The organism is Pseudomonas sp. BN417 (genome assembly GCF_029871205.1).
GTDB lineage: Bacteria > Pseudomonadota > Gammaproteobacteria > Pseudomonadales > Pseudomonadaceae > Metapseudomonas.
Genome location: NZ_SSOJ01000115.1, coordinates 79,727 through 99,841, shown reverse-complemented (window position 1 = coordinate 99,841; position 20,115 = coordinate 79,727). Strand labels below are relative to the sequence as shown.

At 66.2% G+C, this 20,115-nt stretch carries 22 protein-coding genes; 12 read left to right on the top strand and 10 right to left on the bottom strand.

Going from position 1 to position 20,115, the window contains the following annotated elements:
* The first annotated feature begins 18 nt into the window (after window positions 1–18).
* The 8 genes from E8F11_RS14495 to E8F11_RS14460 all read left to right on the top strand — a co-directional run bounded on the left by E8F11_RS14495 (window position 19) and on the right by E8F11_RS14460 (window position 6,810).
* Entirely contained in the window at window positions 19–2,007 is a 1,989-nt protein-coding gene (locus E8F11_RS14495) for a dynamin-like GTPase family protein (protein ID WP_280289509.1), read from the top strand.
* A 110-nt stretch (window positions 2,008–2,117) separates the two neighbouring features.
* On the top strand, window positions 2,118–3,257 hold the full coding sequence (locus E8F11_RS14490) for a homoserine O-acetyltransferase (protein WP_280289508.1): 1,140 nt from the start codon (window positions 2,118–2,120) through the stop codon (window positions 3,255–3,257).
* Between the two features lie 3 nt (window positions 3,258–3,260).
* Window positions 3,261–3,881, top strand: coding sequence for a methionine biosynthesis protein MetW (gene metW, locus E8F11_RS14485; protein WP_280289507.1), 621 nt, complete (start codon window positions 3,261–3,263; stop codon window positions 3,879–3,881).
* Between the two features lie 16 nt (window positions 3,882–3,897).
* Complete coding sequence (locus tag E8F11_RS14480; protein WP_280289506.1) at window positions 3,898–4,317, top strand: DUF4426 domain-containing protein; 420 nt, start codon at window positions 3,898–3,900, stop codon at window positions 4,315–4,317.
* Window positions 4,314–4,907, top strand: coding sequence for an RdgB/HAM1 family non-canonical purine NTP pyrophosphatase (gene rdgB, locus E8F11_RS14475; protein ID WP_280289505.1), 594 nt, complete (start codon window positions 4,314–4,316; stop codon window positions 4,905–4,907). Before E8F11_RS14480 ends, rdgB begins: the two co-directional genes overlap by 4 nt.
* Window positions 4,908–4,963: 56 nt before the next feature.
* Window positions 4,964–6,121 (top strand): radical SAM family heme chaperone HemW, encoded by a 1,158-nt coding sequence (gene hemW / locus E8F11_RS14470; protein ID WP_280289546.1) that lies wholly within the window; start codon window positions 4,964–4,966, stop codon window positions 6,119–6,121.
* 58 nt (window positions 6,122–6,179) lie between these two features.
* Window positions 6,180–6,503 (top strand): DUF3392 domain-containing protein, encoded by a 324-nt coding sequence (locus E8F11_RS14465; protein ID WP_280289504.1) that lies wholly within the window; start codon window positions 6,180–6,182, stop codon window positions 6,501–6,503.
* A 52-nt stretch (window positions 6,504–6,555) separates the two neighbouring features.
* Complete coding sequence (locus E8F11_RS14460; RefSeq protein WP_280289503.1) at window positions 6,556–6,810, top strand: hypothetical protein; 255 nt, start codon at window positions 6,556–6,558, stop codon at window positions 6,808–6,810.
* 155 nt (window positions 6,811–6,965) lie between these two features.
* Here the strand turns inward: E8F11_RS14460 and E8F11_RS14455 are convergent, their stop codons facing one another.
* From E8F11_RS14455 to E8F11_RS14435, 5 genes are all read right to left on the bottom strand, one after another.
* Window positions 6,966–8,309, bottom strand: a complete 1,344-nt coding sequence (locus E8F11_RS14455) for a DUF1329 domain-containing protein (protein WP_280289502.1) — start codon at window positions 8,307–8,309, stop codon at window positions 6,966–6,968.
* Window positions 8,310–8,466: 157 nt separating this feature from the next.
* Window positions 8,467–9,186, bottom strand: a complete 720-nt coding sequence (gene trmB / locus E8F11_RS14450; protein WP_280289501.1) for a tRNA (guanosine(46)-N7)-methyltransferase TrmB — start codon at window positions 9,184–9,186, stop codon at window positions 8,467–8,469.
* Window positions 9,187–9,352: 166 nt separating this feature from the next.
* Window positions 9,353–10,147, bottom strand: a complete 795-nt coding sequence (locus E8F11_RS14445; RefSeq protein WP_280289500.1) for a thiazole synthase — start codon at window positions 10,145–10,147, stop codon at window positions 9,353–9,355.
* Window positions 10,148–10,237: 90 nt separating this feature from the next.
* On the bottom strand, window positions 10,238–10,438 hold the full coding sequence (gene thiS / locus E8F11_RS14440) for a sulfur carrier protein ThiS (protein ID WP_280289499.1): 201 nt from the start codon (window positions 10,436–10,438) through the stop codon (window positions 10,238–10,240).
* A 106-nt stretch (window positions 10,439–10,544) separates the two neighbouring features.
* On the bottom strand, window positions 10,545–10,922 hold the full coding sequence (locus tag E8F11_RS14435; protein WP_280289498.1) for a DUF423 domain-containing protein: 378 nt from the start codon (window positions 10,920–10,922) through the stop codon (window positions 10,545–10,547).
* A 66-nt stretch (window positions 10,923–10,988) separates the two neighbouring features.
* On the opposite strand from E8F11_RS14435, the gene mtgA reads away from it, so the two are divergent.
* Window positions 10,989–11,681: a monofunctional biosynthetic peptidoglycan transglycosylase gene (gene mtgA, locus E8F11_RS14430; protein ID WP_280289497.1), complete on the top strand. Its 693-nt coding sequence runs from the start codon at window positions 10,989–10,991 to the stop codon at window positions 11,679–11,681.
* Window positions 11,682–11,778: 97 nt separating this feature from the next.
* On the opposite strand, the gene E8F11_RS14425 is transcribed toward mtgA, so the two are convergent.
* The 5 genes from E8F11_RS14425 to ftsY all read right to left on the bottom strand — a co-directional run bounded on the left by E8F11_RS14425 (window position 11,779) and on the right by ftsY (window position 16,519).
* A complete protein-coding gene (locus E8F11_RS14425) occupies window positions 11,779–12,381 on the bottom strand; it encodes a hypothetical protein (RefSeq protein ID WP_280289496.1) in 603 nt (200 codons plus the stop codon).
* 61 nt (window positions 12,382–12,442) lie between these two features.
* Window positions 12,443–13,297 (bottom strand): RNA polymerase sigma factor RpoH, encoded by an 855-nt coding sequence (gene rpoH, locus E8F11_RS14420; protein WP_280289495.1) that lies wholly within the window; start codon window positions 13,295–13,297, stop codon window positions 12,443–12,445.
* A gap of 113 nt (window positions 13,298–13,410) precedes the next feature.
* Window positions 13,411–14,430 (bottom strand): permease-like cell division protein FtsX, encoded by a 1,020-nt coding sequence (gene ftsX / locus E8F11_RS14415; protein ID WP_280289493.1) that lies wholly within the window; start codon window positions 14,428–14,430, stop codon window positions 13,411–13,413.
* Window positions 14,430–15,098 (bottom strand): cell division ATP-binding protein FtsE, encoded by a 669-nt coding sequence (gene ftsE / locus E8F11_RS14410; RefSeq protein ID WP_280289492.1) that lies wholly within the window; start codon window positions 15,096–15,098, stop codon window positions 14,430–14,432. The genes ftsX and ftsE overlap by 1 nt, the downstream gene beginning before the upstream one ends.
* Window positions 15,095–16,519: a signal recognition particle-docking protein FtsY gene (gene ftsY, locus E8F11_RS14405; RefSeq protein ID WP_280289491.1), complete on the bottom strand. Its 1,425-nt coding sequence runs from the start codon at window positions 16,517–16,519 to the stop codon at window positions 15,095–15,097. The genes ftsE and ftsY overlap by 4 nt, the downstream gene beginning before the upstream one ends.
* A 144-nt stretch (window positions 16,520–16,663) precedes the next feature.
* On the opposite strand from ftsY, the gene E8F11_RS14400 reads away from it, so the two are divergent.
* Genes E8F11_RS14400 through rsmD form a run of 3 tightly spaced genes read left to right on the top strand, consistent with a single transcriptional unit; the run spans window position 16,664 to window position 20,110 of the window.
* Complete coding sequence (locus tag E8F11_RS14400; RefSeq protein ID WP_280289490.1) at window positions 16,664–18,019, top strand: pitrilysin family protein; 1,356 nt, start codon at window positions 16,664–16,666, stop codon at window positions 18,017–18,019.
* Complete coding sequence (locus E8F11_RS14395; protein WP_280289489.1) at window positions 18,012–19,493, top strand: pitrilysin family protein; 1,482 nt, start codon at window positions 18,012–18,014, stop codon at window positions 19,491–19,493. Before E8F11_RS14400 ends, E8F11_RS14395 begins: the two co-directional genes overlap by 8 nt.
* Window positions 19,493–20,110 carry a 16S rRNA (guanine(966)-N(2))-methyltransferase RsmD gene (gene rsmD / locus E8F11_RS14390; RefSeq protein ID WP_280289487.1) on the top strand — a complete coding sequence of 206 codons (618 nt, stop codon included), beginning with the start codon at window positions 19,493–19,495 and terminating at the stop codon, window positions 20,108–20,110. Before E8F11_RS14395 ends, rsmD begins: the two co-directional genes overlap by 1 nt.
* The last annotated feature ends 5 nt before the right edge of the window (window positions 20,111–20,115 follow it).

Here is a 20,115-nt window from a genome sequence, read left to right as displayed (position 1 = left end):
CCCACGAGGAGAGTCTGAATGAGCATGGAGCGTCTCAGTCAGCAAGTCGACGCCTACGTTGCCTGGAAGCGTGAGCTGCTGCGGGAGATCACGCGCTACAGAAGCTGGCTCGAACGCAATCGGCTCAGCTCCGACGCACTGTCCGCCAAGCTGGAACGAGCCCAGCGCCTCCTGCGTACCGACCAGATCACCCTGGCCTTCGTCGGCGAGTTCTCTCGCGGCAAGACCGAGTTGATCAACAGCCTGTTCTTCTCCGAATTCGGCCAGCGCATGCTGCCGTCCCAGGCCGGGCGCACCACCATGTGCCCCACCGAGCTGTTCTACGACCCGCGTTCCGAACGCTCCTACATCCGCCTCCTGCCCATCGAGTCGCGCATGGCCGAAGCCAGCGTCGCGCAGTTCAAGCGCGCGCCGCGGCACTGGGTGAATATCCCGCTCGACCCGAGCGACCCGGATAACATGGTCCAGGCCTTCACCCAGGTGGCGCGGACCAAGCCCATGCCGGTGGAACAGGCGATCCAGCTGGGTTTCCATCCCGACATGCTCGACTCCACCGGCCGCCCCGGCGAAGTGCTGGTACCCGCCTGGCGGCATGCCATGGTCAATTTCGACCACCCGTTGCTGCGCCAGGGCCTGCGCATCCTGGATACCCCGGGCCTGAACGCCCTCGGCAGCGAGCCTGAGCTGACCCTGTCGATGCTGCCCAATGCCCAGGCCATCGTCTTCCTGCTCTCGGCCGATACCGGCGTCACCGCCAGCGACATGAACATCTGGCAGCAGCACATCCGCCAGCTGGACGAGGACACCCAGGCCCACCTCTTCGCCGTGCTGAACAAGATCGACGTGCTCTGGGACGACCTGGCCGGCGACAGTTTCGTGCAGAACGCCATCCGCCGCATCCAGGAGACCACTGCCCGCCAGCTCGGCATCCGCAGCAAGGAAGTGCTGCCGTTGTCGGCCAAGCAGGCGCTGCTGGCCAAGGTACGCAACGACGGCGAGCTGCTCGCGCGCAGCCAGATCGGCACCCTTGAAGAGCTGCTCTGCGAGCGCATCGTCACGCAGAAGGAACGCCTGATCGAAGACAACGTGGCGAGCCAGATGATGGTGCTGCTGCAGAACAACCTGCACGTGCTCAACCTGCGCCTGGAGAAGGTCCGCGAGCAGCAATCGCTGCTCGACAGCCACCAGCAGGACAACGGCCAGATGCTCTTCGAGCTGACCGCCCGCACCAAGGAAGACCACGCCCAGCATCACCGCCGCCTGCTCGGCCTGAAGACCAACCAGCGCCTGCTCAAGCGCCAGGGCGACATGCTACGCAACGCCGCGCGTCCGGAGCGCCTGGACGAGCACCTGGCGCGCCTGCGCCGCGACCTGACCGGCAGCTGGACCACCCTGGGCATCAACCAGAGCATCCTGCACTTCTTCCGCGCAGTGGAGTACGACCTGCGCAGCCTGGAGCACGAGGCCGACATGGCCAACAAGATGGTTGCGGCCATCTACCGCCGGCACAACGACGAGAATCCCCTGCACGGGGTCGAAGCGCCACAGTTCAACGTGCAACGCTACCTGCGCGAGAGCCGCCAGCTGCGTATCAAGGCCGACCAGTTCCGCCGCCACCCCAAGACCCTGCTGACCGAGCAGCGCCAGCTGGGCAAGCGCTTCTTCGACACCCTGGTGCAGGAGGTGATCGGCATGCACCAGCGCCTTCGCCTGGAGGTCGCCCAATGGGCCAGCGACGCGCTGATGCCGCTGATGCAGCACACCCTGGAGCACAAGCAGCTCCTGGAAACCCACATGCTGCGGCTCAAGGCCCTGGCCCAGGAAACCCAGCTCACCCGCCAGCGCGGCCAGCAGCTGGAACGCTACACAGAGGAACTGGAGCAGCAGATCGCCCAGGCCAACGAGATGCTGCGCACCTTCCGCCTGCCCTCGCCCATGCAGCGAATGGGCAAGGTGGTCAACCTGCCCCAGGCACCCCGCAAGCAGAGTGGCGGCGAATCCGCCTGAACGTCCGCAGAGCCTGAATATTCAACGCCTTAGCCGCCGCCCCCCGCGCTTGCCGCAGGGGGCGGCGCTCTTTAGACTGGCGCCCTTCCCAGATTGAGAGCAGGGTCGCGATGCCCACCGCCATTCCCGCAGATTCCGTCGGCCTGGTCAGTCCCAAGGTGCAACGCTTCAGCGAGCCGCTGGCGCTCGCCTGCGGCCGCAGCCTGACTGACTACGAACTGGTCTATGAGACCTACGGCGAGCTGAACGAGGCCCGCAGCAACGCGGTGCTGATCTGCCACGCGCTGTCCGGCCACCATCACGCCGCCGGCTACCACAGCATGGAAGATCGCAAGCCGGGCTGGTGGGACAGCTGCATCGGCCCGGGCAAGGCCATCGACACCCTGAAGTTCTGCGTGGTCAGCCTGAACAACCTGGGCGGCTGCAACGGTTCCACCGGCCCCTCCAGCCTCAACCCGGCCACCGGCGTGCCCTACGGCGCCGACTTCCCGGTGATGACGGTGGAGGACTGGGTGAACAGCCAGGCGCGTCTCGCCGACGTGCTCGGCATCCAGCAGTGGGCGGCGGTGGTGGGCGGCAGCCTCGGCGGCATGCAGGCGCTGCAGTGGACCATCAGCTACCCGGACCGCGTTCGCCACTGCCTGGCCATCGCCTCGGCGCCCAAGCTGTCGGCGCAGAACATCGCCTTCAACGAGGTGGCGCGCCAGGCCATCCTCACCGACCCGGAATTCCATGGCGGGCACTTCCAGGAGCAGGGCGTGATCCCCAAGCGCGGGCTGATGCTCGCGCGCATGGTGGGCCACATCACCTACCTGTCGGATGACGCCATGGGCGAGAAATTCGGCCGCGGCCTGAAGAGCGAAAAGCTCAACTACGACTTCCACAGCGTGGAATTCCAGGTGGAAAGCTACCTGCGCTACCAGGGCGAGGAGTTTTCCGGGCGCTTCGACGCCAACACCTACCTGCTGATGACCAAGGCCCTGGACTACTTCGACCCGGCCGCGGTCCATGACGGCGACCTGGCGCGCACCCTGGCCTCGGCCAAGGCGGACTTCTGCGTGATGTCCTTCACCACCGACTGGCGCTTCTCCCCGGCCCGTTCGCGGGAGATCGTCGACGCCCTGATCGCCGCGCGGAAGAACGTCAACTACCTGGAGATCGACGCCCCCCAGGGCCACGATGCCTTCCTCATGCCGATTCCGCGCTACCTCCAGGCCTTCAGCAGCTACATGAACAGGATTGCGGTGTAACCCATGCGTGCCGACCTAGAAATCATCCAGGACTGGATCCCCGCGGGCAGCCGGGTGCTCGACCTCGGCTGTGGCAGGGGCGAGCTGCTGGCCTGGCTGCGCGACCACAAGCAGGTCAGCGGCTATGGCCTGGAGATCGACCCGGAAAACATCGCCCACTGCATCGACCATGGCGTGAACGTGATCGAGCAGGACCTGGACAAGGGGCTGGGCAATTTCGCCAGCAACAGCTTCGACGTGGTGGTGATGACCCAGGCGCTGCAGGCCGTACACTACCCCGACCGCATCCTCAAGGAGATGCTGCGGGTCGGCCGCGAGTGCATCATCACCTTCCCCAACTTCGGCCACTGGCGCTGCCGCTGGTACCTGGCGCGCTACGGGCAGATGCCGGTGTCGGAGTTCCTGCCCTACACCTGGTACAACACACCGAACATCCACTTCTGCACCTTCAAGGACTTCGAGGAACTCTGCCGCGAGCAGCAGGTGAAAGTCCTCGACCGCCTGGCGGTGGACCACGAGCACCGGCACAACCTGCCCAGCCGGGTTTGGCCTAATCTGTTGGGTGAGATCGGTATCTATCGCGTCAGTGGCCCGGGCCTTTCGGACCACCGCGTCGCGGTCTGAATCAAGGAGAGCCACCATGCGTCGTCTAGCCCTGTTCCTTTTCGCCCTTTGCCTGGCCCTGCCGGCCGCCGCCGAGCGCAAGCAAACCTTCGGCGACCTGGATGTGCACTACAACGCCTTCAACTCCAGCTTCCTGCAGCCGGACATCGCCGCCGCCGTCGGCCTGACCCGCAGCAAGACCCAGGGCGTGATCAACGTCGCCGTGCTCAAGGCCGGCAAGGCCAGCACCGCCCAGGTCAGCGGCCAGGTGAAGAACCTGCTCGGCCAGGTCACCTCGCTGCAGTTCAAGCAGGTCAGCGAAGGCGAAGCCATCTACTACCTGGCGCAGTTCCCCTTCAGCGACCGTGAAATGCTGAACTTCACCCTCAACGTGCAGCGTGGCGACGAAGCGCCGCACAGCTTCAGCTTCGACCAGGAATTCTTCCCCGACGAATGATGCCTTTCAAAGAACTGGTGCTGGCCAGCCACAACGCCGGCAAACTCAAGGAACTCCAGGCCATGCTCGGCGATAGCGTGAAAGTGCGCTCGATCGCCGAGTTCAGCGAAGTCGAGCCGGAAGAAACCGGCCTCAGCTTCGTCGAGAACGCCATCCTCAAGGCGCGCAACGCCGCCCGGGTCTCCGGCCTGCCGGCGCTCGCCGACGATTCCGGCCTGGCGGTGGACGCCCTGGGCGGTGCGCCCGGCATCTACTCGGCGCGCTACGCGGATGGCCAGGGCGACGCGGCGAACAATGCCAAGCTGCTCGAGGTGCTGCGCGAAGTGCCGGAGGCCGAGCGCGGCGCCCAATTCATCTGCAGCCTGGCCCTGCTGCGGCATGCCGAAGACCCGCTGCCGATCCTCTGTGAAGGCGTCTGGCGTGGCCGCATCCTGTTCGAGGCCCGTGGCGAACATGGCTTCGGCTACGACCCGCTGTTCTGGGTACCCGAGCGCGAGTGCTCCAGCGCCGAACTTTCCCCCATCGAGAAGAACCAGCTCAGCCACCGCGCCCGCGCCATGGCCCTGCTCAAGCAACGGTTGGGCTTATGAAGCAGACGGCTGCAAGCGGCAAGCCGCAAGCCACCAGTGGCGGCGGCAAGGATGGTTTGCAGCTTGCCGCGTCAGGCTTCCAGCTGCCGCCCCTGGCACTGTACGTCCACATCCCCTGGTGCGTGCGCAAGTGTCCTTACTGCGACTTCAATTCCCACGCCGCTGGCTCCGAGCTGCCTGAAGAAGCCTACATCGACGCCCTGCTCGACGACCTGGAGCAGGACCTTGGCCACGTCCACGGCCGCGAGCTGACGTCGATCTTCTTCGGTGGCGGCACCCCCAGCCTGTTCAGCGCCAACGCCATCGGCCGGCTGCTGGACGGCGTCGAGCAGCGGGTGCCCTTCGCCCGCGACATCGAGATCACCCTCGAAGCCAACCCCGGCACTTTCGAGCAGGCCAAGTTCGCCGCCTATCGCCAGCTTGGCATCAACCGCCTGTCCATCGGCGTGCAGAGCTTCCAGGAGGCCAAGCTCAAGGCCCTGGGGCGCATCCACGACGGCGAGGAAGCCATCCGCGCCGCCGACATGGCGCGCCGCGCCGGCTTCGACAACTTCAACCTCGACCTGATGCACGGCCTCCCGGATCAATCCATCGAGGACGCCCTGGACGATCTACGCATCGCCATCGCCCAAGGGCCGACGCACCTCTCCTGGTACCAGCTGACCATGGAACCGAACACGGTGTTCTGGAACCAGCCACCCACGCTTCCGGAGGACGACATCCTCTGGGACATCCAGGAAGCCGGGCAAGCGCTGCTGGCCGAGCACGGCTACGCCCAGTACGAGGTTTCCGCCTATGCCCGGGGCGGCCAGCGCGCACGGCACAACCTCAATTACTGGACCTTCGGCGACTTCCTCGGCATAGGCGCCGGCGCCCACGCCAAGTTGAGCAGCCCGGAAGGCCGCATCATCCGCAGCTGGAAGACCCGCCTGCCGAAGGACTACCTGGACCCGGCCAAGCGCTTCCTGGCCGGCGAGCGCCACCTGGACGAAGGCGAATTGCCCTTCGAATTCCTCATGAACGTGTTGCGCCTCACAGACGGCGTGCCCGCCGAATTGTTCACTCAGCGCACCGGCATGCCGCTGGCCGGCCTCGCCACTGCCCGCGCCGAGGCGGAGACACGCGGCCTGCTGCAGGGCGACCCGCGGCGGCTGGTGGCCACCGCCGAAGGCCAGTTGTTCCTCAATGACCTGCTGCAGCATTTCCTGCCTTGACGGGCAGGCTGCGGATTTGGAATCGTCTGCTCCCGAACCACTTCATCAAGGACCCCGGATGGACGCCGTACTGGACATGATCGCCACCCTGTCGCGCTGGAGCCGCGGCCACCTCCACGATATCGCCCTGGCCATCATGGCCACCCTGCTGGTCTTGTTCGGGCCGACCATCAATGCCTGGGTGCAGCAGCGTATCGGCAGCCTCAATTTCCTCTTCCGCACCCTGCTCTTCGTGCTGCTCTGCGCGGTCGGCTACGGCCTGGCGATGATCTACGTGACGCCCTGGCTGGCCCAGGGCCTGGGTTACTTCAACAACTACACCCTGGCGCCCGTACTGCTACTAGTCTTCTTCGTGATCGGCATCATCGCCGATCGCAACTGAGGCCGGCGGCTCCCCCGGCGGCCACAGGCCGCCAATCCAGGGAGCACGCCCCATGAAGCCGATCAAGCACCTCTACCTGTATTTCCAGGACGGCCAGCGCCTGGCCCTGCGCTTTCCGCAGCAGTCCGCCGACCCGGTGGAGGTCGCCCGCGGCCTGCGTCGCCAGCTGGAGTCACCCTTTCTCAGCATCGAAGTGGATGGCGACCTGCTGATGATTCCGCGGGAAAGCATCAAGTACATGCAGATCAGCCCGGCGCCGCCGTCCCTGCCGGAGTCGACGGTGGTGGGGGCCGAGTTGATCAACTGAGCCCCTGCGCTGCGATCTCGACGGTAGGGTGCGCCGCGCGCACCAATGACTCCCGCGTGGGGCTCCCGGTGCGCACAGCGCACCCTACGACTTCTGGCGTGCCATAAATAAAAAGCCGCCCCGAAGGGCGGCTGGGATGGCCAGGCAGGCCGGAATCAGTTGCCTTCGCGCCGTAGCGCCTGGGGCGTGAAGTCCCTCGGGTGGAGCGGGGCCTTGAAATCATACATGGCTTCGTTGTTGTCGAGGCCATCGACGAAATAACGACCACCGACGAAATCGTAGATGGTTTCCAGCGTGCTGCCGAACATGGGCACATCGTAGTAGTTGATCGGATGGCTTTCCTGCATGCCGATCAGGCGGCCGCCCTTGTCATAGAGGTCGACGGCGAGGATCTGCCAGCTGTCCTCGTCCAGGTAGAAGCGGCGCTTGGCGTAGGGATGGCTGAAGCCCGTGCGCAGGTTCGCCTCCACTACCCAGACGCGATGCTGCTCGTAGCGCAGCAGGTCGGGGTTGACGTAGCCGGCCTTGAGGATCTGCTCGTAGGGGATGCCTTTCTGGTGCACGGCGTAGCTGTTGTAGGGCACCAGCATTTCCTCCTTGCCCAGCAACTGCCACTCGTAGCGGTCCGGCGCGCCGTTGTAGGAGTCCACCATGTCGGCGGTAGCCAGGCCATTGGTGTCGGGCTGCAGCGTGTCGTAGGCCAGCATCGGCAGGCGGCGCACGCGGCGCTCGCCGCGATTGAAGCGCCACGCCTTGCGGATCGACAGCACCTGGTCGAGGGTTTCCTGCACCACCAGGGCCGAGCCTGACAGCTTGGCCGGGGCCACGACCCGGTATTTGTAGAAGAACAGGGTGTTCTCCAGGTTGCCCGGGCTCATGCCGTCACGGCCGTAGACGAAATAGATGTCCCGTTCCAGCTTGAGCAGGTTGTAGCCACCATTGGCGAGGACCGCCGCCTGATTGGTAGTGAAGTGAATCTGCTCGCCGCGATAGCGCAGGATGTGGTTCCAGATGGCTTCCAGGCCATTGGCCGGAATCGGGAAGGGCACACCGGCGGCCACACCTTCCACGCCATTGCCGCCGGCCATCAACGCGCCGTTCTCGGCGTTGAAGCGGGTGGCGTCGTAGATGCGTTGCGGCGCGGCAGCGCTGCGATGGGTCGGATACGCGCGCAGCTTGTAGTCCGGGTGCTGCTCCAGCAGGGCCTTGTGTCCCGGGGTCAGCAGCTTGGCGTACTGGCCGAGGTTCCGGCTGTCGACAATGAAGCGCGGGGCATCGCCTGCATAGGGATCGGGGTGGTGCATGCCCGGCTGGTAGCCGGCCGGCGGGGTGGCGAGGCCGCCATCCCAGGCCGGGATGGTGCCGGCGGCGTTGCCGGCGCGCTCGGCGCCCAGGGGAGTGAGGTCCTGCCCGAGATGGGCGGCCCGGGTAGCGTCGACCTTGGCCTGGGCCTGCAGGGCGCAGCCAGCCAGAAGCAGATATCCGAATGTTCTCAACAACACAGCCTTCTCCTCACGACGCAGCGGCAGCCGCGTCGCTCTTATTCTTATGCCGCCCGGCCAATCGGCAGGCGTTGCTATCGTCGGATCAGGTGAGGTGCCGGGTGGGCCCGGTCTATTCAGGTCTGCCGAGGCGCCGCTGGTGGGCGGCGCCCGGTCAATCGATGCGCTGGAACTTGAGATCCCAGACGCCGTGGCCGAGGCGTTCGCCGCGGCGCTCGAACTTGGTCACCGGCCGCTCTTCGGGGCGCGGGACATAACGGCCGTCCGCAGCCAGGTTGCGGAAGCCAGGTGCCACGCTCATCACTTCCAGCATGTGCTCGGCGTAGTGTTCCCAGTCGGTGGCCATGTGCAATACGCCGCCGACCCTGAGCTTCTGCCGCACCAGCTCGGCGAACGCCGGCTGGACGATGCGCCGCTTGTGGTGACGGGACTTGTGCCAGGGATCGGGGAAGAACAGCAGGACGCGATCCAGGCTGGCGTCGGCCACACAGTCGCGCAGCACTTCCAGAGCGTCGCAACTGTAGACGCGGATATTGTCGAGACCCTGGGTCATGGCGCCATTGAGCAGCGCCCCCACACCGGGGCGATGCACCTCGACACCGATGAAATCCTGCTCAGGCGCTGCAGCGGCCATCTCCAGGGTGGCATGGCCCATGCCGAAGCCGATCTCGAAGGTGCGCGGCGCGCTGCGGCCGAACAGGGCATCGAAATCCTGCGGGCCGTCGGCCAGTTCCAGGCCGAATTTCGGCCAGCCCTGGTCGAGGCCGCGTTGCTGGCCTTCGGTCATGCGGCCGGCGCGCATCACGAAGCTCTTGATGGTGCGGTGGTGACGCGTTTCGTCGGCGGCGGCCGGCGAACCCTGGTGCTCGATCATTCTTGCGAAACCTGTCAGTGGAATTCAGAACCTGCTCACGATCTTGCGAGCTAGAGCCATGCAAGGCAAAAACAAGTGAGGAAGCGGAGTTTACGAGCTGTAAATGAGCATTCCGAACCTGTTTTTAACGCCGCAGGGCCGACGCGCAGCTGATCGTGACCGGTTCTCAGCGAATCAGTCCGTCCAGCGGCGACGAGGCGCTGGCGTAGAGCTTGCGCGGCATACGCCCGGCCAGATAGGCGAGGCGGCCGGCGACTATGGCGTGCTTCATGGCCTCGGCCATCATCACCGGGTTCTGCGCATGGGCGATGGCGGTGTTCATCAGTACGGCCTCGCAGCCCAGCTCCATGGCGATGGTCGCGTCGGACGCGGTGCCCACGCCGGCATCCACCAGCACCGGAACCTTGGCTTCCTCGAGGATGATGCGCAGATTCCAGGGGTTGCAGATGCCCATGCCCGAGCCGATCAGGCCGGCCAGCGGCATCACCGCGATGCAGCCCATCTCGGCCAGCTGGCGGGCGATGATGGGGTCGTCGCTGGTGTAGACCATGACATCGAAGCCGTCCTTGACCAGCTGTTCAGCGGCCTTGAGGGTTTCGACGACGTTGGGGAAGAGAGTCTTCTGGTCGGCCAGCACTTCCAGCTTGACCAGGTTGTGGCCATCCAGCAGTTCGCGGGCCAGGCGGCAGGTACGCACCGCTTCTTCGGCGTTATAGCAACCGGCCGTGTTCGGCAGGATGGTGTATTTGTCCGGGGAGATCACGTCCAGCAGGTTGGGCTCGTCCGGGTTCTGGCCGATGTTGGTGCGGCGCACCGCCACGGTGACGATCTCGGCGCCGGAGGCCTCGATGGCGACGCGGGTCTCTTCGAGGTCCTTGTACTTGCCGGTGCCCACCAACAGACGCGACTGATAGGTGCGGCCCGCAAGGGTAAAGGGCTTGTCGATCGGCGTATGGCTCATGCTGGACTCCTGGCGGGCAGTAGGGAAAGCGCAAGGCGCGAAACTGGGACGGCAGATGGAGCTATTTGGACGGGCGCTGTGCCCGCGCGGCTAGCCGCCGCCTATGGCGTGTACCACCTCGACGCGGTCGCCTTCGCAGAGGGCGGTGGCGGCGTGCTGGCTGCGCGGCACTATGTCGAGGTTGAGTTCGACCGCGACGCGGCGGCCGGCCAGATCCAGGCAGGCGATGAGGTCCGCGACAGTCTGGCCGTCGGGAAGCTCGAAGGATTCACCGTTCAACTGAATGCGCATGACGGAACAGTCACATCTGGAAAGGGGACGGCATTCTAGCCCGTTAGCCGCGCGGGACCAAGGTTAAAGGACGCCATTCGTCCCGCAATTTGACGCCAGGGTCAGGTTAGCGGGCGGTGAGGTTCCAGGCAGAGAGCCCCAGGCACAGCCAACCGGCGAGGAAGGCCAGGCCGCCGAAGGGGGTGATGATGCCGAGCTTGCCGATGCCGGACAGGGTCAGCAGGTAGAGGCTGCCGGAGAACAGCAGGATGCCGAGGGCGAAGCAGCCGCCGGCCAGGTTCAGCAACCGACCCGGTGCGTGCAACGACAGCAGGGCCACGCCGAACAGGGCCAGGGCATGGATCAGCTGGTAGTGGGTGCCGGTCTGGAACACCGCCAGGTACTCGGGGCTCAGCCTGCTCTTCAAGCCATGGGCAGCGAAGGCGCCGAGGGCCACCCCGGTAAAACCGGCGAACGCGGAAAGAAGCAGGAACAGGCGGGCCATGGAGACTCCAGACATGGGACGGGCGGCCGCTATAATGGCGCGCAAATTTTCCCGGGCCAAGCCAGCATGTTCCGCACCATTCGCCAACGCCTGTTCAAACTGCTGCTCTGGTTCGCGGCGGCGTCCGTGTTGCTGGTGATCCTGTTCCGCTGGGTGCCGCCACCGGGATCGATGCTGATGGTGGAGCGCAAGATAGAGTCCTGGTTCGATGGCCAGCCCATCGACCTGAAGCGCGACTGGGTATCCTGGGACGAGCTGCCTGACGACCTCAAGATCGCGGTGATCGCGGCCGAGGACCAGAAATTCGCCGAACATTGGGGCTTCGACGTCCCCGCCATCCGCAAGGCCCTGGCACACAACGAGCGCGGCGGCTCCATCCGCGGCGCTAGCACCCTCAGCCAGCAGGTGGCGAAGAATCTCTTCCTCTGGTCCGGCCGCAACTGGCTGCGCAAGGGACTGGAGGTCTGGTTCACCGGGCTGATCGAACTGCTCTGGCCGAAGCAGCGGATCCTCGAGGTCTACCTGAACAGCGTGGAATGGGGCAACGGCGTATTTGGCGCCGAAGCCGCCGCCCGCCAGCACTTCGGCGTGAGCGCGGCGCGCTTGTCACGCCAGCAGGCGGCGCTGCTGGCGGCGGTGCTGCCCAACCCGCGGCAATGGAGCCCCTCGCGGCCCGGCGGATATGTCGCCCGCCGTGCCGGCTGGATTCGCCGGCAGATGAGCCAACTGGGCGGCAGCGACTACCTGCAGCAACTCTGATCCTGACCGGATTCCGGACCGTAGGTTGCGGCTGAGCGACGCGAAGCCCAACGCTTGGGTGGCGAGCGCCGCAGATACCCGGAACGCTGCATTCGCCTCAGTGCTTCATCGCTTCGCGGGGCACCAGGTGCAGCAGCTGCAGCTTGCCGTCCGCCAGGTGCACGCTCAGCCCCTGCTGCGGATAGACCCAGGCCTCGCCCTCGGCGGTGCGCAGGCGCAGCCGCGGCTGGCCGATACTAGCCGCCAGGCGTGCCGCCGACACTTCAGCCATGGGCACCATGTTCAGCACCGCCACCCGGTGTTCGCCCAACTGCTCCAGCATCTCGGCACTGAGGGGCTGCTCGTCGGTGCCTTTACCCAGCGCCTTGCCCAGGCTGCTGCTCTCGCTATCGCTGAGCAGCAACTCCGCCTCCAGGCGCCAGGCCCCCTCCTCCCGGTCCTGCTCGGCGCGATAGACCAGGCGCGGACCTTCCGTGCGCGGCTGCAGCCAGAGTTCTCCCGGCGCCAGGGCGGCCAGTTGTTCCAGGCTGAGGGTCTCCTCGGCGAGGGGCACGATCACCGTCTCCTGCCAGCTCACCAGCCAAGGCAAAGGTTCGGCGCGCTCGGATTGCCGGCTCATCCACAGTGCCAGGGAGAAGAACAGCACGGCGACCGCGGCGAACAGCAGCCAGTGGCTGGGGCGCAGGGACGGCAAGGGCATGGCGGTTTTCTCCAGAAAGAAAAAAGCCGCACATGCGTGCGGCTTTTCCAGGGTTTGGCACTTACGCCTGAATGAAGCCCTTGAGCTTGTTCATGGCGTTCTTCTCCAGCTGGCGGATACGCTCGGCGGAGACGTTGTACTTGGCTGCCAGGTCGTGCAGGGTCGATTTCTCCTCGGCCAGCCAGCGCTGGTAAAGGATGTCGCGGCTGCGCTCGTCCAGGCCATCCAGGGCCTCGTGCAGGTTGGCCGTGGAACTGTCGCTCCAGTCGGCTTCCTCCAGCTGGCGCGCCGGATCGTAGCGGTGGTCTTCCAGGTAGTGGGCCGGAGCCTGGAAGGCCGCGTCGTCGTCGGCGTCCGCCGCCGGGTCGAAGGCCATGTCCTGGCCGGTCAACCGGCTTTCCATCTCGCGCACTTCATGGGGCTCGACGCCAAGGGTATTGGCCACTGCATGGACTTCATCGTTGTTCAGCCAGGTCAGGCGCTTCTTCTGGCTGCGCAGATTGAAGAACAGCTTGCGCTGTGCCTTGGTGGTGGCGACCTTGACGATGCGCCAGTTGCGCAGGATGAACTCGTGGATCTCGGCCTTGATCCAGTGCACCGCGAAGGACACCAGGCGCACGCCCATCTCGGGGTTGAAGCGCTTGACGGCCTTCATCAGGCCCACGTTGCCTTCCTGGATCAGGTCGGCCTGGGCCAGGCCGTAGCCGGAATAACTCTTGGCGATGTGCACGACGAAGCGCAGGTGCGCCAACACCATTTGCCGTGCCGCTTCCAGATCTTGTTCATAGAAGAGGCGTTCGGCCAGCTCGCGCTCCTGCTCGACAGTCAGCAGCGGGATGCCGTTGACCGCATGCACGTATGCCTCCAGGTTCGCACCGGGGGCAAGGGCATAGACAGGTTGCAGGGAAGTGGTCATGCGAATCCTCCGATTCACTAAAGCTCGCGCAGTGTAGCACTGGCCAATCTGACTGCAAGGGGGCGTAAAAGTTTCGTTACACCACCAGGCAAGACCCGCGAAAACCGGCGCCTCTAGCGTGGCGCGAGCTCGCTCAGGTGACGGGCGACAGCCAGCCAGGCGCCAATGTAACCCAGCAGCACGGCTCCCAGAAGCAGGGATAGACCATCGGCCAGGGGCACCCCGGCCAAGGCGAAATCGCTACCGTAGAGCCCCGCCAGGCGCACCACGGCATCGTTCAACCAGTTCAGGCCGTAGGCCAGCACCAGCCAGGCCAGCAAGCCCGCGCCGGTGCCGTAGAGCGCCCCCATATAGAGGAAGGGACGGCGCACGTAGCTGTCGGTCCCGCCGACCAGCTTGATCACTTCGATCTCGGTGCGGCGGTTCTCGATATGCAGACGAATGGTATTGCCGATCACCAACAGCAGGGCCAGCACCAGCAGCAGGGCCAGACCGAAGACAAAGCGTTCGCCCAGTTTGAGAATGGCCGACAGGCGCTCTACCCAGACCAGGTCCAGCTGTGCCTGCTCGATGCCGGGCAGCTCGGAGAGACGTTGGCGCAGGGCCTCCAGCGTGGCCTTGTCGACTTGCTTGGGCGTCACCAGGACCACCCCCGGCAGCGGGTTCTGCGGCAGCTCCTTGAGCGCTTCGCCAAGGCCCGACTGCTGTTGCAGCTCGGCCAGGGCCTGTTCGCGGCTGATCCACTCGGCTTCGGTAACGTCCGGCATCCGCGCGATCTCGTCGCGCAGCTTCTGCCCCTGGGCTTCGCCGGCATCCATCTTCATGAACAGGGAAATCTGCGCCGCGCGCTGCCAGGAGCCGCCCAGACGCTCGACATTGCCGAGCAGCAGGGAAAGCCCCATGGGCAGGCTCAGGGCGATGGCCATCACCAGGCAGGTGAAGAAGCTGCCGATGGGCTGGCGGCCCAGGCGGCGCAGGCTGTCCGCCAGGCTGGCACGGTGGCTTTCCAGCCAGGCGTGCAGCAGCGTGCGGAAATCAGGGCCTTCGTCAGCCTTCTCCGGCGCTTCGGTGTGCCGCGGTGACGCGCCGACACGCTCGGCGGGTTTGGGCGGCGGCATCTGCTTGGCACTCATCAGACCGCCTCCCCGTCGCCGATCAGGCGGCCGCGTTGCAGGGTGAGCAGGCGGTGGCGCATGCGCGCGATAAGCGCCAGGTCGTGGCTGGCGATCAGCACTGTGGTGCCCAAGCGATTGATGTCCTCGAAAACGCCCATGATCTCAGCGGCCAGGCGCGGGTCCAGGTTACCCGTGGGTTCGTCCGCCAGCAGCAGGGCCGGGCGATGCACCACGGCGCGGGCGATGCCGACGCGCTGCTGTTGGCCGGTGGAAAGGTCGGCCGGGTAGAGCTCGGCCTTGTCCGCCAGGGAGACACGCTCAAGCGCCACGCTCACCCTTTTCGCGATCTCCGGCTTGGACAGGCCGTGGATCTGCATCGGCAGGGCGACGTTGTCGAACACGCTGCGATCGAACAGCAACTGATGGTTCTGGAACACCACACCTATCTGGCGCCGCAGGAAGGGAATCTGCGCGTTGGTGATCTGCGACAAGTCCTGACCGGCCAGCAACAGCTTGCCGGTGGTGGGCCGCTCCATCGCCAGCAGCAGGCGCAGCAGGGTGCTTTTCCCGGCGCCGGAGTGGCCGGTGACGAAGAGGAACTCGCCGCGGCGGACGCGGAAGCTCAGTTCGTGCAGGCCGACGTGGCCATTGGGATAGCGTTTGCCGACCTGCTCGAATCGAATCATGCGGACTCCCGCTCGGCGAAGAGGGCTTTGACGAAGGCATCGGCCTCGAAGGTGCGCAGGTCGTCGATGCCTTCGCCGACACCTATGTAGCGGATCGGCAGGCCGAACTGCTTGGCCAGGGCGAAGATCACCCCGCCCTTGGCGGTGCCGTCCAGCTTGGTCAGCGCCAGGCCGGAGAGGTTGACCGCCTGGTGGAACTGCTTGGCCTGGTTGATGGCGTTCTGGCCGGTGCCGGCATCCAGCACCAGCAGCACTTCGTGGGGAGCCGACTCATCCAGCTTGCCGATCACCCGGCGCACCTTCTTCAGCTCTTCCATCAGGTTGTCCTTGGTGTGCAGGCGCCCGGCGGTATCGGCGATCAGCACGTCGACGCCACGGGACTTGGCGGCCTGCACGGCGTCGAAGATCACCGAAGCCGAATCGGCGCCGGTGTGCTGGGCGATCACGGCGATGTTGTTGCGCTCGCCCCAGACCTGCAGCTGCTCCACGGCGGCGGCGCGGAAGGTGTCGCCGGCGGCCAGCATCACCTTCTTGCCGTCCAGTTGCAGCTTCTTGGCCAGCTTGCCGATGGTGGTGGTCTTGCCGACGCCGTTCACGCCGACGACCAGGATCACGTAGGGCGCGCGGCCGTTCTCGATCTTCAGCGGTTGCTCGACCGGGCGCAGCAGGGCGGCCAGTTCCTCCTGCAGGGCCTTGTACAGGGCACCGCTGTCGGCCAGCTGCTTGCGCGCGACCTTCTGGGTCAGGCTCTGGACGATGGCGCTGGTGGCCTCGACGCCGACGTCGGCGGTCAGCAACCGGGTCTCGATCTCGTCCAGCAGGTCGTCGTCGATGGCCTTGCGCCCGAGGAACAGGCTGGCCATGCCTTCGCCGATACTGGCGCTGGTCTTCGACAGACCCTGCTTGAGTCGGGCGAAGAAACCGGCCTTCGCAGGCTCGGATTCGGCAGCAGGCGCGGGTACGACTGGGGCGGTTTCAGGCGTAGGAACCGGCTGAGGAATAGCCGCTTCAGCTGCGGGAGCTGGCTGAATAGGTGCAGGTGCAGGTGCAGGTGCAGGTGCAGGTGCAGGTGCAGGTGCAGGTGCAGGTGCAACAGGTTCGACCACCACGGCCGTTTCGGCAATCACCGGTGCTGGCTCCGGTGCTGGCTCCGGGGCAGGAGCGGGCTCGGGAGCCTCGGCCTGCGGGCCGGAATAAGGCAGGGGAGCGGGAGCCGGGACCGAAGTCGGCTCGACCCGGGGCTCGGCCGCTGGGACAACCTCGGGCGCAGGCGTGACCGGCGCTTCAGCCGCGACCGGAACCACCGGCTCCGCCGGAGCGGCGGGGACGGTTTCCTGGGGCTTCTTGCGCAGCCAGCCGAACAAGGATTTCTTTTCCCCGGCCTGCGCCGGAGCCTTCTTGTCGTCGTTGGAACCAAACATGAGTCGATTGCATCTCAAGGGAGCGGCCGCGCCGGCTCTATGCCTGGCCAGCTTCGCCGCCCCGGGAAAGGATGGGGTATCCTAGCACCTCTTCGCCCGCAGGCGGTACGACCGCCGGGGCCGTCCGACAGGTCAAAAACATCGATGAAAGCCTTTGCCCGCCAAGCCGCCGGCTTGCTGTACTGCGCTCTCTGTCTGCCTGCTGTGGCACTGGCTGCAGACAACCAACCCACTCACGAGTTCACCCTGGACAATGGCCTGAAGGTCGTGGTCCGCGAAGACCACCGCGCTCCGGTGGTGGTATCCCAGCTCTGGTACAAGGTCGGCTCCAGCTATGAGACGCCCGGCCAGACCGGCCTCTCCCACGCCCTCGAACACATGATGTTCAAGGGCAGCCGCAAGCTCGGCCCCGGCGAGGCCTCGCGTATCCTGCGCGAACTGGGCGCCGAGGAAAACGCCTTCACCAGCGACGACTACACCGCCTACTACCAGGTGCTGGCCCGCGACCGCCTGGGCGTTGCCTTCGAGCTGGAGGCCGACCGCCTGGCCAGCCTCAAGCTGCCGCCCGAGGAGTTCAAGCGCGAGATCGAGGTAATCAAGGAGGAGCGCCGCCTGCGCACCGACGACAAGCCCACCGCCAAGGCCTTCGAGCGCTTCAAGGCCATGGCCTACCCGGCCAGCGGCTACCACATCCCCACCATCGGCTGGATGGCCGACCTCAACCGCATGAAGGTGGAGGAGCTGCGTCACTGGTACGAATCCTGGTACGCACCGAACAACGCCACGTTGGTGGTGGTCGGTGACGTCACTCCGGACGAGGTCAAGGGCCTCGCCGAGCGCCACTTCGCCGGCATTCCGAAGCGCGCCATTCCGCCCGCCAAGAAGCCACTGGAACTGACAGCCCCCGGCGAACGCCGCCTGACCCTGCACGTGCGCACCCAGCTGCCGAGCCTGCTGATGGGCTTCAATGCGCCGGGCCTGGCCACCGCCAAGGACGCCCGCCAGGTTCACGCCCTGCGACTGATCTCCACCCTGCTCGATGGCGGCTACAGCGCGCGCCTGCCCAGCCGCCTGGAGCGTGGCGAGGAGCTGGTCAGCGGCGCCTCCGCCTGGTACGACGGCTTCCCCCGCGGCGACAGCCTGTTCGTCATCAGCGCCACACCCAACGTGCAGAAGGGCAAGACCCTGGAACAGACCGAAGCCGGCATCTGGCGGCAGCTGGAGGACCTGAAGAACACCCCGCCGAGCGCCGAGGAACTCAAGCGCGTACGCGCCCAGGTGATCGCCGAGCTGGTGTACGAGCGCGACTCCATCACCAGCCAGGCCACCACCATCGGCCAGCTGGAAACCGTCGGCCTGTCCTGGAAGTTGATGGACCAGGACCTCAAGGCCCTGGAAGCCGTGACCCCCGCCGACATCCAGGCCGCCGCCAAGACCTTCTTCACCCGCGACCGCCTGAGCGTCGCCCATGTCCTGCCCGAGGAGGCCCGCAATGAGTGAGCGCAATGGCCTGCGTTACGGCCTGCTCGGCCTGGCCCTGATCGCCCTGCTCGGCGTGCTGGGCTTCATCGTCAATCGTCCGGCCGGCATGGCCACGGCCGACACCGCCGCCCCCGCTGCAGGCCTGCAATCCGTGGCCGAGCTGGGTAGCAAGGCCCCCGGCCGCCGAGCCCTGGATATCCACAGTTGGAAAACCGCGGAAGGCGCCAAGGTGCTGTTCGTCGAAGCCCCCGAGCTGCCGATGTTCGACCTGCGCCTGACCTTCGCCGCCGGCAGCAGCCAGGACGGTGACGCCTCGGGCGTCGCCACCCTGACCAACGCCATGCTCAACGAGGGCGTGGCCGGCAAGGACGTCACCGCCATCGCCGAGGGCTTCGAGGGCCTGGGCGCGGAATTCGGCAACGGCGCCTACCGCGACATGGCGATCGCCAGCCTGCGCAGCCTGACCGAAGCCGATCTGCGCCAACCGGCCCTGGACCTCTTCACCCAGGTGATCGGCGCGCCGACCTTTCCCGAGGACTCCCTGGCGCGGATCAAGAACCAGATGCTCTCCGGCTTCGAGTTCCAGAAGCAGAACCCCGGCAAGCTCGCCGGCCTGGAGCTGTTCGAGAAGCTCTACGGCCAGCACCCTTATGCCCATTCCAGCGAGGGCGACGAGAAGTCCATCCCGGGCATCAGCGTGGCCCAGCTGCGCGCCTTCCACCAGAAGGCCTATGCCGCCGGCAACGTGGTGATCGCCCTGGTTGGCGACCTGTCCCGCGCCGAGGCCGAAGCCATCGCCAACCAGGTGTCCAAGGCCCTGCCCCAGGGTCCGGCGCTGCCGAAGCTGCCCGAGCCCGAGGCGCCCAAGCCGGGCCTCAGCCACATCGAGTTCCCGTCCAAGCAGACCCATCTGATGCTGGCCCAGCTCGGCATCGACCGGAACGACCCGGACTACGCCGCCCTTTACCTGGGCAACCAGATCCTCGGCGGCGGCGGCTTCGGCACCCGGCTGATGGAAGAGGTGCGCGAGAAGCGCGGCCTGACCTACGGCGTCAGCTCCGGCTTCACCGCCATGCAGGTGCGCGGCCCCTTCATGATCGGCCTGCAGACCCGCGCCGAAATGAGCCAGGGCACCCTCGAGCTGATCCAGGACATCGTCCGCCAGTACCTGGCCGAAGGGCCGACCCAGAAGGAACTGGACGACGCCAAGCGCGAACTGGCCGGCAGCTTCCCGCTGTCCACCGCGAGCAACGCCGACATAGTCGGCCAACTCGGCGCCATCGGCTTCTACGACCTGCCGCTGACCTACCTGGAAGACTTCATGGCGCAGGTCCAGGCGCTGGACGTCGCCCAGGTCAAGGCCGCCATGGCCAAACACCTCTCTCCGGACCAGTTCGTCATAGTCACCGCCGGCCCGACCGTGACCCAGAAGGAACTGCCGCCGCCCACCGACAAACCCGCCGAAATGCCCAGCGGCGTACCGGAGCACTGATGCGCAAGCCAAACGCCAAACCCGCCAAGCCTGCCCACGGCGGCCAGGGCCAGCTCCGCATCATCGGCGGCGAATGGCGCTCGCGGCGCTTCGCCTTCCCGGACGGCCCCGGCCTGCGGCCGACCCCCGACCGGGTGCGCGAAACCCTGTTCAACTGGCTGGCGCCCCATGTGGAAGGCGCCCGCGTGCTGGACCCCTTTGCCGGCAGCGGCGCGCTCTACCTCGAAGCCCTGTCCCGCGGCGCCGCCGAAGCCCTGGCACTGGACCTCAATCCCGACTCGGTGGCGGCCCTGCGTGGCACCCTGGATGCCTTGCGCTGCGGCCGCGGGCAACTGCTGCAGAGCGACGCCCTGCGCTACCTGGACACCCAGGCACCGAAGGTCTTCGACCTGGTATTCCTCGATCCGCCGTTCAACCAGAACCTCCTGGCGCCGGTCTGCGACCTCCTGGAACAACGCGGCTGGCTCGCCCCCCGTGCCTGGGTCTATACCGAAAGCGAGAACCCGCCCTCCTCACTGGGCCTGCCGGGCAATTGGCGCCTTCACCGGGAAAAGAAGGCCGGCCAGGTGTACTACGCCCTGTGGCAGCGCGAGACGGCGGAGAGTCCTGACGCCTGACTTAC